Source organism: Bradyrhizobium sp. 1 (assembly GCF_023073315.1).
Taxonomy (GTDB): domain Bacteria; phylum Pseudomonadota; class Alphaproteobacteria; order Rhizobiales; family Xanthobacteraceae; genus Bradyrhizobium.
Genome location: NZ_JADPJH010000011.1, coordinates 364,813 through 377,410, shown reverse-complemented (window position 1 = coordinate 377,410; position 12,598 = coordinate 364,813). Strand labels below are relative to the sequence as shown.

The window sequence follows — 12,598 nt, the reverse complement described above, 5'->3', positions numbered from 1 at the left end:
ATCGCTATGGTCGAGTTCATCATATGCAACCCTTCCGTGACACGTGCAATGCTTCATCAAAAGATGCGCAGCCGCCTCAAGCTGGTCGGATAAGTCTCGTGCGGGAGCGTACATTCGCATTCAGGAAAACGAAACTTGCGAGCGTGCGATGAGTTGACGATGATCCAACAGAAGTAGGAGCAATCGTCATGAAGATATCACTTTGCATTCTTGCCTCCGCGATGCTGCTGGCTACGCCGGTCATGGCGCAGTCATCCCAGAACAACGCGACGACCGCGGCGCCCAACGTGCAGCCGGCTGCCTCGACCGCCTCCATGCACAAGGAAGGTGAATGGCGTGCATCGAAACTCGTTGGCGTGAACGTCTATAACAATAGCAACGAGAAGATCGGCGACATCAATGATCTGATCCTTGATTCCAGCGGGCGGGTTGCCAACGTGGTGATCGGGGTGGGAGGATTCCTTGGAATGGGCGAGCACAACGTCGCCGTAACGTTCGATCAGCTCAAATTCGCCAAAGAACCGGTGAAGACTGCGTCCAGCGATGGCGCTGGAAAGACCGGCAATGCCGGTTCGACGAGCACGACGGGAAGCGCGTCAACGTCGGCCCACCGAAGCGACAATTGGTATCCGGATCACGTGGTGCTGAACGCCAACAAGGATCAGCTGAAGAAGATGCCCGAATTCAAGTACTGAGCCGATTTCGGTCCCTATTTCCAGCATGCTTATCGGCGGTGTCATCTGAGATGACGCCGCCTTTTCCAGTTGCATTGATCCGGTCGGCTTAAATTTGTAGTGGCAGGAACAGCAGTCTTGAATTTCCGCATTGAATTGATCAGCTTGCGTGCCGCTGGCTGAGGTCGACGATGTCTGATGAAGCACTGCCGGAAGAGGTAGAGGAGCTTGTCCGACGCTACATTCGCTCTGTGGCGCAGCTCGAAGCCCTTTTGTTCTTCCACAAGCGGCCCGGCGAGCGCTTCGACGTGGAATCGCTCGCTGCACGCCTTTACGCGGGCAAGATCGAGATGGCCGATGCTCTAGCGTCCCTGAGGAAGGATGGCTTCCTCGACGGCGAGGCAGGGATCTATGCGTTTGCGCCGCGCCCCGAATTGCGGCCAGTGGTCGATAGCTTGGCCTTGGCGTATTCGCGGCATCTGATCCCGATCACACATATCATCCACAACAGCCCACACCGCATCCAGGCATTTTCAGATGCCTTCAGGATTCGAAAGGATTAGTCATGGCTGCGGTGATTTACACACTTTGCGCGATCACGAGCGGCTTTTGTGCATGGCTGCTCATTCGGGCATATATCGGTAACAGGTCAAGGTTGCTCCTATGGAGCGCCGTCTGCTTCGCGGGTCTGACTTTCGAAAATGCTGCTCTGTGGATCGATAAAATCGTATTTCCTCAAGTTGATCTTTCCGCCGTGCGTCTGTCGATCGGCCTGTTCGCCATGACGGTCCTGCTTATCGGCATGATCTGGGAGGCCGAGTGATGGACCATTTGAATCCCGTTCTTTCAGGTGCGACGGCATTCGCATCGCTCCTGGCGAGCATATATTTCCTGAAGTTTTGGCGTAAGACGGGCGACACCTTTTTCCTGCTCTTTGCGGCTGCGTTTGTGATCGACGCCGTTGCGAGATTTGTCCTGGCTGTGGTGCAAGTGACGAATGCGAGCGAGCCGGTGTACTTCATCCCACGCCTGATCACATTCGGTCTGATTGCGCTTTCGATCGTCGGAAAGAATGCGCTGCCGAAGAAGCGCAAGTGAAGCGCGAATTCAAGAGGCGCCGACTGGCAAGATTGCTCGGGGTGCAACCGTACAGCCGGTTTCGCGCTTTGAACGACGGGCAGGGGAATTGACCACTGACCTTACCCGGGACGGATGGACAGGTCATGCCGTCAGGAGAGGCGGACCACAGCCGAGGAACGCTGGGATCTCAGCTCCCGCCGCGCGCTAATTCACCCGGACGTTGGCGGGCTGCTGTGTGGGACAGGAGTGACCTTCGGCGGAGCGCGCACAGCTTGCTACGTGACGAAACACGGTACAGTTCTGTACAATAGGCAGCCGATCCGCCCCGCTGCCGCTTGCTCGCGGGCGACCTCCGAAGGATATTGCGCAGGGGGCTTTCATGATCAGAAAATCGAATCAAACGGCACTCAATGTGTTTCCGCAAGCGTACTGCCTGTCTTGCGAGGAAAAGACGCCGCATCGGCATGAACGGCTGGCAATCCACGGTACGCAAATGGCACGTGCGACTTGTCTCACCTGCAACAACGAGCGTACGGGCTTTGAGGCGGGGAAGCGGCTCGCCAATCCGAGCTAACAGCAGCCGTCCTTTGGTCTGGTATATATTCGCTCACTACCGCTTAGCGCAATCGGCAGTGCCCAATGCGCCGCGAGAGCTGCGCCTGCTAGACGGCTCGAGCAGATGCCTGCGGACAGTCGGGGTAGCTCCGGAGTGACCCCGATATCGTATAAGGAGTTCTTCCGCTATGGCATTTTCGGCCTGGCGGTAGCCGCAGTCGTGGCGTTCGGTATCTCGCCATTTACCGGAGGAATCGTACAGCAGTGGTCGCGAAGCGATGTTGAAGCCAGATCCAAGCTGGTCTTCAACGCCATCCAGCCGTTGCTTAGTCGTGATGTGGAAGACCAGGCGTGGGACCGGCTCTCGGACCTTTTCAAGAGAGTGGCGCTCGACAAGAAGATTCTCGCGGTTGGATTTTGCGATCCGGAAGGCGCGTTGCTCGCGCCAACACCGGAAATGCCGGCGAGCTTCTCCTGCGAAAAGTCGGCCAAATCCGAGAACGAGAGTTTCGCAAGCATCGCCAGCGGCGGGCGACGAATTCTTGTAGCTGCGTTTCCGATCTCGAGTAGCCGAGGTCGTTCCTACCTCGTCATTCTAACCGACCTCAGCTTCGCGGCGGCCAGGTCCAGCCAGGTGCTGGCGTATCTGCTTGCAGCGCTTGCCGGCGTCGTTCTGGTCCTGACCGTTGGCACGATCATTTTCGCCGTCCTCATGATGCGCGGCTGGATGAAGGCATTGCGACGCGCGGTCGAGGAGGTCCGTCGAGGTGCTCAGGGAGTGCACCTTCAACTCGGTGGCTCGTCTATTGATCGGGAAATTCACAAGCTGTTGCGTAGCGCCGAACAAGTTACGTTTACAAGCCAGATCGAGTGGACGCCGAAATCGCTTCAAGAGGTGCTGCAAAGCGTCCTGCCGGGGGCCGAAGTTCTCGTCCTTTCCAATCGGGAGCCCTACATTCACAACACTTCGGAAGCGGGGACTGTGGTGCAGCGGCCGGCAAGTGGATTGGTCTCGGCCCTGGAGCCGATCATGCGTGCCTGCGGTGGCACTTGGATCGCCCACGGCAGCGGCAGCGCCGATCGGGAGACTGTCGACCACCACGATAGGCTCCGCGTCCCCGAGGCAGCCCCGGCCTACACGCTTCGGCGCATCTGGATCTCTGAGAAAGAACAGGACGGATATTACTACGGTTTTGCCAACGAAGGGCTCTGGCCATTGTGCCATATCGCTTTCGTGCGCCCTACGTTCAGGTCCAGCGACTGGCAAATGTATCGGCAGATCAACCAGCGCTTTGCCGATGCAGTCGTTGCCGAGGCGCGTGCCGACGACCCCATTGTGCTGGTCCAGGACTATCACTTCGCGCTTGCTCCAAGAATGATCCGTGAGCGCCTGCCCAGGGCGACGATCATAACCTTCTGGCACATTCCGTGGCCCAATGCGGAAACCTTCAGCATCTGCCCATGGAAGGCGGAGATTATCGAAGGATTGCTTGGCAGCACCATTGTTGGATTTCATACCCAATTTCACTGTAACAACTTCATCGAGGGTGTGGATCGCTTCTTGGAGAGCAGGATCGATCGCGAGGTGCAGGCGGTTAGCCTTGGAGGACATGAGACCAGAATACGTGCCTATCCAATCTCGATCGAATGGCCGCCACGGGAACTGGAAAAGCTACCACCTCCCACGGAATGCCGATCCAGTATCATCTCGCAGTTCGGGTTGGCGGAAGGAACGAGACTGATTGTCGGTGTCGAACGCTTTGACTACACCAAAGGCATCCTTGATCGTATGCAGGCGGTCGACGCGCTCTTGTTGCGCAATCCGGCCTGGAGGGACAGGGTTGCGTTCATCCAGATCGCAGCACCCACGCGCAGCAAACTCAGCGCGTACTCGAAGCTCCAGGCTGAAGCGGAGGCGCTCGCCGCTGAAATAAACGAGCGGCACCGCGGTCGCCAACCCTTGATGCATTTGGTCGCGCGGCACTACGAGCCGTCAGACGTGTTCCGGCTGTTCAGAGCGGCCGACGCCTGCGTCGTCAGCAGCCTGCACGACGGAATGAACCTCGTCGCCAAGGAGTTCGTTAGTTCGCGGGAAGACAACGCTGGGGTCCTTATCTTGTCGAGCTTCACCGGGGCGTCACGAGAATTGTCCGAGGCTCTCATCGTCAATCCCTATGACACCGAAGAAATGGCATCGGCTATCGAGCTTGCACTTGCAATGCCAATCGAGGAGCAGGCCGAGCGCATGAAGCTCATGCGACAGCAGGTAAAGGAGCATAACGTCTATCGCTGGGCAGGCACGATGCTGGTGGACGCAGCGAGAAGTCGCACCCGCGAGCGGGTTCTTGGTCTGGCCACCAAGGCCGGTCATGGCGTGAAGCAGATCTGAGGGGCTCTCTTCAAAAGCGGTCTGCAAGAATATCGGTACCAAAGCGTACGGTTGGTTCTTTCCAAAACGACAGCTCGGTCGCACTCTCGTGCTTGCGACTTTTTGCTCCGTGATGTGGAGGAAGGCGAATATGAACATGCTGATCGGAGCTGCGATGCTTGCCGTAGCAGGCATCCTGATCTTCATTGGGCTTCCCAATCGGACCGGCGAGCAACCGAAGTTCCTTCGCTTTGAAGCAGCGCTGGTTCTATATCCTCCAATGGTCTTGTCGTTCATTGGCCTCGGCGCTGCGGCCCTGATTTCAGGCCTGCTCACTGGATAGTTTCCTTCGAGACATGGAGGCGGCCCTTCCAGGTGTAGCCCATGCCGGCAATTCTCGGCATCAGTCATGCCGACAGCAGGATCTTCACCAGGATGATCTGAAACGCGGTCGGGATGCGAACACTGTTCCACCTGATCGACCGCGCTAACTCGTACTCACAAAGACTAATGTATATCGTGATCCGACATGTTTTCACGAGATAATTATCGTCATTCGACCAAAGACGAAATTGACAGAAGGTGTTCACAAGCAATGGTTACGTCCAAGAGCGACAGGCGGATGTGACGTGCCCGGCGCGGGCAGGCCCTTGAGGCCGGCTGCCGCCGGACAGGTTATACTTTGCCTGCAGACAACAACGATGTTCGGAGGAAGCGCTTCATATGAAATGTATTGCGGTAAGGACGATCCCCTGGCTGCTTGCAGCGTCGATGGCAGCGACAACTGCACACGCAGCCGAAAACAAGGTCGTGATCGGCGATATCGACGACATGTCCGGCCTCTATGCCGACGTGATCGGCCCCGGCGGTGTCGAGGCGGCCAAGATGGCAATTGAGGATTTTGGCGGCAGCGTGCTCGGGAACAAGATCGAGTTCATGGTGTCCGATCACCAGAACAAGCCCGACGTGGGAGCCCAAAAATTCCGCGAATGGGCCGATCGGGATGGTGTTACGATGATTCTCGGCGGATCGAACACGGGAGTCAGCCTGGCGATGAACAATGCCGCCAAGGAGAAGAAAATTCCGTTCATCGCTATCGGCGCAGCCGGCGCATCACTGACCGGCAAGGACTGCACACCGTATACGGTGCACTACGTCTACGACACGACGGCGCTCGGCAACGGTACGGCCAAGACGATGGTGAAGCAGGGCGGTAAAACCTGGTTCTTCCTCACGGCCGACTACGCCTTCGGCACCCAGTTGCAGGAGTCCGCCTCGAAGGTGGTCGAGGCCAATGGCGGCAAGGTGATCGGTGCCGTGCGCGTTCCGCTCTCCACGTCGGACTTCTCGAGCTATCTGCTTCAGGCGCAAAACGCGGGTGCGCAGGTGCTTGGATTGGCCAACGCCGGCAACGACTTCACTAACTCGATCAAGGCTGCCGACGAGTTCGGCATCGCCAGGACCATGAAGCCGGCCGCATTGCTCGCCTTCATCAGCGACATTCACAGCCTCGGCCTCAAGACCGCACAGGGCCTGTACCTCACCACCGGCTGGTATTGGGATCTCAACGAGAAGACCCGCGCCTTCGCCCAACGCTACTATGAGAAGACGAAGCGCGAGCCCACCATGAATCAGGCGGGCTACTATTCGGCGACCATGAGCTACCTCAACGCGGTCAAGGCTGCCGGCTCCACCAATTCAGAGAAGGTCATGGCGGAGCTCAAGAAGATGAAGATCGACGACATGTTCACCAGCAACGGCAAGATCCGTGCCGACGGCCTGATGGAGCATGAGATGTATATCATGCAGGTGAAGAAGCCTGAGGAGTCCAAACAACCGTGGGATTACTACAAGCTGGTTCAGACCATGTCGGGAGAAGAAGCGTTCGGGAAGTTATCCGACTCGGCCTGTCCGCTGGTTACACACTGATACTCCTGCCTCCGAACCCAGTAGTCGCATGCACAGGAGCGCACCCGCCGGTGGCGCTCCTGTTCGTAGTGTGGAATGCGCGACACCAAACCCGCCGGCCATGCAGCTCTCCACACCGGGAAGAATTCTAAGATTCGCCAGAAGGAAATGCTGACGCTTCAAGGAACCCTAATATCCTCATCGCTGGCGGGCCACTTCTCGTGTTGTCCACGGATCGGCCGATCCGACCGCTCAGGCCCTGGCCTCAAAGAGTAATTCGAGAGGGTTGCAGGTCCCCGATTTGAACCTACCGTTGGACAAGCTTCTGGGCTTAGGCGGACGATCGAAGGAATATCGCGGATTTGCGTCGTGTGGGGAAAGGCGGTGGTCCAGTGACTCGAACCTCCGACGCTTCGGCTGCGTCGGTCCGGTTGGATATTTCGCTGTAAGCCATTGATCTGGAATGAACGGGTTTTGGCTTGGTTGGAAAAATCCCATTGAGACTCCAATACGAACAGGACGTCTCTTGATTAGCCGCTTTCTCGGGATCTTCAGACGCTTATTTCAAGACACTTGCGCGCGTGATAGCGCGCGCAATGCCTAAGCTAATCTGAAGGGCAGCTGCGTTACTCAATCGATCGCTAGCTCCCCCATTTTCATTTGGAAACAGTAGCCAACCTATTGAATTTACTGGACTGTGTTTCGACCAATTTTTCCAAATGCGCCTTGAAATAACTATATAATCAAGCAGGTTTTGATTCCGCCATTCGGAGGTTCGATCCCTCCCGCCCCAGCCAGCGCAGCTGCCGGTGCTTACTCGGTCGCTTCCATGTGGTTACGGTCCACGACCCACAGCGTCCGCCGCACCATGCCGTCGACAATTGCCGCCGACTCGCTTGGGCGCAGATAGATCGCCGTGGACTTGAGCAGCCATGGCAACACCGCTTGCGCGAGCCGCTCCTCATAGGCGCCGCGCATCATGTCAAATGCCTGCAGGCCGGGTCCCGCGAGGATCACATGGTGTGGGCGCAGCACCGATATCGTCGCCGCGACCGCCTCGGCAAGCGCGCGGCCTGCCTGCTGGAATACGTGCTCGAGACGGGGATCGCCGCTCCGCGCGCGCTCGCGGAGGAGGGCCATCTGCGCCTCGGAAGGCTGTTGCGCCGCCGCCGGCGGCAAGTCGAGAAAGGTGCGGGCGTCGCGGTAGAGCGCATAGTCGGCGAGATGGGCCTCGATGCAGCCGCGCTGGCCGCAGCGGCATTGCGGCCCGTTCGATCCCAATTTGATATGGCCAATCTCGCTGCCGGCGCCGGCGCCCCAACGTGCTTCACCATCGACAATGACGCCCATGCCGACGCCGTGGCCGACCATGATCGTGGCCGCGAGGCCCTGCGCCAGTATCGGCTCCGCGGCGGAGAGCGCGAGCGCAACCGCCACAGCGTCATTCGCAATCACGACTTCGGTGCCAAAGGCCTGGCGCACCGGCTTCACCAGGTCGATGTCGGTGACGGACAGCGCCGGGCTCCATAGATGCCTGCCAGTGTCCGCGTTCACGATACCCTGCAGGGCAATCCCTATTCCCAACAGGCGATGGCGCGGTGTGGCCGTCGCCTCGAGCATCGCATCGATCTGCGCAATCACGAGATCGCACAACGCGCCCGCATCGAGAGCCCGTGTTGCGACTTCGAGCCGCGATTGTGCCAGGCCGGAGCCGCTGAAATCCGCGATCAATGTTTCGATCAGATTCATCCGCAGCGAGACCGCAATGATGCGGCCGAACTGCGGGTTCAGGGTCAGCAGCACGGCCGGCCGGCCACGGCGGCGGCCGTTCAGCCCGTCCGCATCGTCTTCCTCCGTGTCGTCGGACCATGAGGCTGCCGGCGTCTCGGTCTCGCACAACAACTCTTCCGCGATCAGTCTCGAGGTCAGGCCCGACACGGCGGGGAAGCTCAATCCCGTACTCCGGGCGAGCTCGACACGCGGCAACGGTCCCTGGCGTCGCAAGACTTCGACGAGGCGGCCGCGATTTGAGCCGCGGGCGATGCTTGAATTGCGTCTCGACGGCTCAATTTGGTCAACCATGTTGTCTCTTTAATTCGTGAGGTGAATTTAATGCTCGGAGAATTCCTGGTGTGATCGAAAAAGCACAGCCGGATAGCGACGTTTGCGAGCCATATTTACTAATATAATACCTCATGTACTATTTCAGCTTGAAGAAGGAGCCAGTACATCCTGTTTTCGATGTTTTTGCTCTGCGACATTTCTTCGCTGCGTGAATAAAAGAAGGCGCAAAAGCGTCGTGAAGCCCCTCATCGGGGTGACCAAAGGGAGGTGCACATGAACGGATCGATGAAGAAATTGCTAGTGCCGCTACTCGCGACCGCCGCGCTCGCGATGGCGACGGGGGTGGCGCAGGCCCAACAGAAAAAGACCATCGCGCTGGTGACCAATGTCGCGGCCGACTTCTGGACCATCGCAGGCCGCGGTCTTGAGAAGGCGCAGAAGGAGCACCCGGACTACAAGATCGAATTGATCGTCACCAACGACGGAACCGCGGCGGGCCAGCGTCGCGAGCTGGACGATTTGCTGGTGCGCGGCGTCGCCGGCATCTCCATCTCGGTCGACGATGCGTCGCACGCAACCGAAGAGCTCAACAAGGTTGCCGCCAAGACCGTGTTGATCACGACGGACAGCGACGCGCCGCAGAGCAACCGTCTTGCCTATATCGGGACTGACAACGTTGCGGCCGGGCGGCAAGCAGGCGAGGAGATCAAGAAGGCGCTGCCGAACGGCGGCAAGATCGCGCTGTTTGTCGGCACGATGGACGCGGATAACGCCCGCGAGCGGGTGCAGGGCATCAAGGAAGCGATCGCCGGTACCAAGGTCGAGCTGGTCGACGTGTTCACCGACCAGGTGGACTTCGCCAAGGCCAAGGCGAATATGGAGAACGTGCTCGTCAAATATCCCGACATCGCGTTGTTGTCCGGCCTTTGGAGCTACGAGACACCGCTGATCTATGATGCGGTCAAGGCGGCGGGCAAGGCCGGCAAGGTGAAGATCGTCGGCTTCGACGAGGATCAGCGCACATTGCGGGGCGTCTCGGACGGCACGATCGAGTCCACCGTCGTGCAGCAGCCCTACGAGTTCGGCTATCTCTCCGCCACCAACATCATCAAGACGCTGAACGGCGACAAGTCCTGGATCCCGGCAGGCGGCAAGCTGATCGTGCCGACCAAGGTGATCAGCAAGTCGAACGTCGCAGACTTCACCGCAAATCTGAAGGACCTGCTGAAGAAGTGATTTCAGCGCCTTGCGACGCCCGGCTGCCACAGCCGCCGGGCGTCGTGCGGGAGGAAATGAATGGCGGAAATCCTGTTCGAACTCGCCGGGATCAGCAAGTCGTATCCCGGGGTCATGGCCCTCGACGATGTCAGCCTGCGCGTGTGCCGCGGCGAGGTCTTGGGCCTGATCGGCGAGAATGGCGCCGGCAAATCGACGCTGATGCGCGTGCTGGGCGGCGTGATCGCGCCGAGCGAGGGCGTCATCCGCATCGGCGGCAACGAGCATGCCGGGATGACGGTGACCGAGGCGACGCAGGCCGGCATCGCCTTCGTGCATCAGGAACTGAACCTGTTCGAGAATCTCGACGTCGCCGCGAACGTCTTCATCGGACGCGAGCAGCTTGTCGGCGGCCCGCTGAAGCTGGTGGACAACGCGCAGATGCGCGCCCGTGTGACGCCGCTGCTGGAGCGGCTGGGTGCCGATTTTGCCCCGGACACGCTGGTCGACAATCTGTCCATCGCCGAGCGTCAGATGGTGGAGATCGCCAAGGCGCTCTCGATCGACGCCCGCGTGATCATCATGGACGAGCCGACCTCCAGCCTGACGATTTCGGAGACTGAACGGTTGCTGGAGGTGATTGCCGACCTGAAGGCGCAGGGCATCGCAGTGATCTACATCTCGCACCGGCTCGGCGAGATCATGACCTGCGCCGACCGCGTGGTGGTGCTGCGCGACGGGCGCACGGTCGGGGAGCTGGCGCGGGACGAGCTCAGCCATGTCGCAATGATCCGGCTGATGATCGGCCGCGACCTGAAGGCGCTGTATACGCCGCCGCAACGGCCGCCGCAGCCGGGTGGCTGCAATATCGTCGGCGTCGTCACCACCGCCTTTCCCGACCGGCAGATCGATCTTTCCGTGCGGCATGGCGAGATCCTGGGGCTGGCGGGACTGGTGGGCGCCGGCCGCACCTCTCTTGCCCGCGCGGCTTTCGGCATCGACCCGCTGCTCGGTGGCGAGATCAGGATCGACGACGCACCGGTCGGTGTCGCATCGCCGCGGGATGCGATCAGGCAAGGCATCTATCTGGTGCCGGAGGACCGCAAGAAATCCGGGCTCGTGCTGGAGCTGCCGATCCGGGAGAACGTGACGCTCGCCAGCCTGCTGAACTACGCGCGGATGTGGCTGGTCAGCGGCGCGGACGAGCGCAAGGTGGCGAAAGAACAGGTGAGGCGTCTCTCCATCAAGGCGCCAAGCATCGATATGGAGGCGGTGACGCTCTCCGGCGGCAACCAGCAGAAAGTCGTGCTGGGCAAGTGGCTTTCCATGCAGCCGCGCGTGATGTTCTTCGACGAGCCGACCCGTGGCGTCGATGTCGGCGCCAAGAGTGAGATCTACGCGCTGATGCGCGAACTCGCCGAGCAGGGCGTCGCGATCGTGATGATCTCCTCGGACATGGAGGAGGTCATCGGCGTCTCCGACCGGGTGGCCGTGATGCATGAAGGCAGCGTCAGCGGCGTGCTCGAGCGCCCGCAGTTCAGCGAATACAACGTATTGCGGCTAGCAATGGGCCAGGCGCTGGAAAGCATGGAAGCGGCTGCGCCATGATCAAGAAAGAACTCGGCCTCGGCTTGCTGCTGGTGGTGATCTCCGCGATCACGGGCGCTATCAATCCGGCCTTCCTGTCGCTGGTGAATTTGCTGAACATGGCCAATCTGATCGGCCTCTTCGGTGTGTTCGCGCTTGGTGAGGGGCTCGTCATCATCACCGGCGGCATCGACCTTTCGCTCGGCTCGATGTTCGCGCTGCTCGGCGTCGTCTTCATCGACCTTCTGACGACTTATGAGATTCCCTGGCCCATCGCGCTGTTGGCCGTGCTGCTGGGCGGGCTGGCGCTGGGGGGCATCCAGGGCTTCCTGATCACGCGGCTGAAAATGCAGCCCTTCATCGTGACGCTGTGCGGGTTGCTGATCTATCGCGGCGCCGCCCGCTACTATACGTCCGATTCGACACGCGGCTTCGGCTACGGCGACGAGGCCGGGACACTGAGCGACATCGCCTCCGGCAATGTGGCGGGCGTCCCGAACACCTTCATCCTCCTCATCATCCTTACCCTGATTCTCGGCGTGCTGCTGCACCGTTCGGTCTACGGGCGCTGGCTTTATGCCGTCGGCAAAAACGAGGAAGCGGCGCGCTTCTCGGGCATCAGCACGAATATGGTGATCGCAACCGCCTATATCATCAGCGGCGGGCTCGCCGCAGTTTCAACGGTCCTGTTCGTGTTCTACACGAACTCGGTCTCGCCGAGCTCCTTCGGCAACTTCTATGAGCTCTACGCGATCGCGGCCGCCGTCCTGGGCGGATGCAGCCTGCGCGGCGGCGAGGGCTCCATTCTCGGTATCGTGCTGGGGACAGCGTTGCTGCAGGTGCTGCAGAACCTCGTGAACATCCTGGGCATTCCCAATTCGCTGAACTTCGCGGTGATGGGGACGGTGATCCTGATCGGCGTGCTGGCGGATCAGCAGTTGCAGGCTCGTCGCCGCCGCAAGGTGGCGCTGGCCAGCGTCGCACGCACCACGCCGCGGTCCGCACCTGTGCAAGGACAGAAGAGCGCACCGCCGCGCGGTGCGGCCGTGGTGCCAACGCGAACGGGCGATCAGGCATGACAGACACAAGGCCGCTCCGTCAGCGGCCAGCTGGGGGACGGAACGCGTCTTGGGCTCGTGGGCTTCGG

At 59.9% G+C, this 12,598-nt stretch carries 11 protein-coding genes; 10 read left to right on the top strand and 1 reads right to left on the bottom strand.

The features are described 5' to 3' along the window. The first annotated feature begins 188 nt into the window (after positions 1-188). The 7 genes from IVB29_RS07100 to IVB29_RS07070 all read left to right on the top strand — a co-directional run bounded on the left by IVB29_RS07100 (position 189) and on the right by IVB29_RS07070 (position 6,606). Complete coding sequence (locus IVB29_RS07100) at positions 189-695, top strand: PRC-barrel domain-containing protein (protein ID WP_247502679.1); 507 nt, start codon at positions 189-191, stop codon at positions 693-695. A gap of 170 nt (positions 696-865) precedes the next feature. Further along, positions 866-1,237 carry a hypothetical protein gene (locus tag IVB29_RS07095; protein WP_007607493.1) on the top strand — a complete coding sequence of 124 codons (372 nt, stop codon included), beginning with the start codon at positions 866-868 and terminating at the stop codon, positions 1,235-1,237. A 2-nt stretch (positions 1,238-1,239) separates the two neighbouring features. Beyond that, positions 1,240-1,497: a DUF5985 family protein gene (locus IVB29_RS07090; protein WP_247502678.1), complete on the top strand. Its 258-nt coding sequence runs from the start codon at positions 1,240-1,242 to the stop codon at positions 1,495-1,497. Next, on the top strand, positions 1,497-1,772 hold the full coding sequence (locus IVB29_RS07085) for a DUF5985 family protein (RefSeq protein WP_007607495.1): 276 nt from the start codon (positions 1,497-1,499) through the stop codon (positions 1,770-1,772). Before IVB29_RS07090 ends, IVB29_RS07085 begins: the two co-directional genes overlap by 1 nt. A 661-nt stretch (positions 1,773-2,433) precedes the next feature. After that, positions 2,434-4,698, top strand: coding sequence for a trehalose-6-phosphate synthase (locus IVB29_RS07080; protein ID WP_247502677.1), 2,265 nt, complete (start codon positions 2,434-2,436; stop codon positions 4,696-4,698). A 130-nt stretch (positions 4,699-4,828) separates the two neighbouring features. Further along, positions 4,829-5,020 carry a hypothetical protein gene (locus IVB29_RS07075; RefSeq protein ID WP_247502676.1) on the top strand — a complete coding sequence of 64 codons (192 nt, stop codon included), beginning with the start codon at positions 4,829-4,831 and terminating at the stop codon, positions 5,018-5,020. A 380-nt stretch (positions 5,021-5,400) separates the two neighbouring features. Further along, positions 5,401-6,606 carry an ABC transporter substrate-binding protein gene (locus IVB29_RS07070; protein ID WP_247502675.1) on the top strand — a complete coding sequence of 402 codons (1,206 nt, stop codon included), beginning with the start codon at positions 5,401-5,403 and terminating at the stop codon, positions 6,604-6,606. Between the two features lie 792 nt (positions 6,607-7,398). Here the strand turns inward: IVB29_RS07070 and IVB29_RS07065 are convergent. After that, positions 7,399-8,667: an ROK family protein gene (locus IVB29_RS07065; protein WP_247502674.1), complete on the bottom strand. Its 1,269-nt coding sequence runs from the start codon at positions 8,665-8,667 to the stop codon at positions 7,399-7,401. Positions 8,668-8,922: 255 nt separating this feature from the next. Between IVB29_RS07065 and IVB29_RS07060 the strand changes: the two genes are divergently transcribed. The 3 genes from IVB29_RS07060 to IVB29_RS07050 are packed head-to-tail and all read left to right on the top strand — an operon-like array spanning position 8,923 to position 12,530. Beyond that, positions 8,923-9,885 (top strand): sugar-binding protein, encoded by a 963-nt coding sequence (locus IVB29_RS07060; protein WP_247502673.1) that lies wholly within the window; start codon positions 8,923-8,925, stop codon positions 9,883-9,885. A gap of 60 nt (positions 9,886-9,945) precedes the next feature. After that, a complete protein-coding gene (locus tag IVB29_RS07055) occupies positions 9,946-11,472 on the top strand; it encodes a sugar ABC transporter ATP-binding protein (RefSeq protein ID WP_247502672.1) in 1,527 nt (508 codons plus the stop codon). Further along, positions 11,469-12,530, top strand: a complete 1,062-nt coding sequence (locus tag IVB29_RS07050) for an ABC transporter permease (protein ID WP_247502671.1) — start codon at positions 11,469-11,471, stop codon at positions 12,528-12,530. Before IVB29_RS07055 ends, IVB29_RS07050 begins: the two co-directional genes overlap by 4 nt. Positions 12,531-12,598 lie beyond the last annotated feature (68 nt).

Bases quoted from the DNA above. Each gene is read 5' to 3' on its own strand.
- IVB29_RS07050 (WP_247502671.1), top strand. From the start codon at position 11,469: ATGATCAAGAAAGAACTCGGCCTCGGCTTGCTGCTGGTGGTGATCTCC.
- IVB29_RS07100 (WP_247502679.1), top strand. From the start codon at position 189: ATGAAGATATCACTTTGCATTCTTGCCTCCGCGATGCTGCTGGCTACG.
- IVB29_RS07075 (WP_247502676.1), top strand. From the start codon at position 4,829: ATGAACATGCTGATCGGAGCTGCGATGCTTGCCGTAGCAGGCATCCTG.
- IVB29_RS07090 (WP_247502678.1), top strand. From the start codon at position 1,240: ATGGCTGCGGTGATTTACACACTTTGCGCGATCACGAGCGGCTTTTGT.
- IVB29_RS07095 (WP_007607493.1), top strand. From the start codon at position 866: ATGTCTGATGAAGCACTGCCGGAAGAGGTAGAGGAGCTTGTCCGACGC.
- IVB29_RS07080 (WP_247502677.1), top strand. From the start codon at position 2,434: ATGCCTGCGGACAGTCGGGGTAGCTCCGGAGTGACCCCGATATCGTAT.
- IVB29_RS07060 (WP_247502673.1), top strand. From the start codon at position 8,923: ATGAACGGATCGATGAAGAAATTGCTAGTGCCGCTACTCGCGACCGCC.
- IVB29_RS07055 (WP_247502672.1), top strand. From the start codon at position 9,946: ATGGCGGAAATCCTGTTCGAACTCGCCGGGATCAGCAAGTCGTATCCC.
- IVB29_RS07070 (WP_247502675.1), top strand. From the start codon at position 5,401: ATGAAATGTATTGCGGTAAGGACGATCCCCTGGCTGCTTGCAGCGTCG.
- IVB29_RS07065 (WP_247502674.1), bottom strand. From the start codon at position 8,667: ATGGTTGACCAAATTGAGCCGTCGAGACGCAATTCAAGCATCGCCCGC.
- IVB29_RS07085 (WP_007607495.1), top strand. From the start codon at position 1,497: ATGGACCATTTGAATCCCGTTCTTTCAGGTGCGACGGCATTCGCATCG.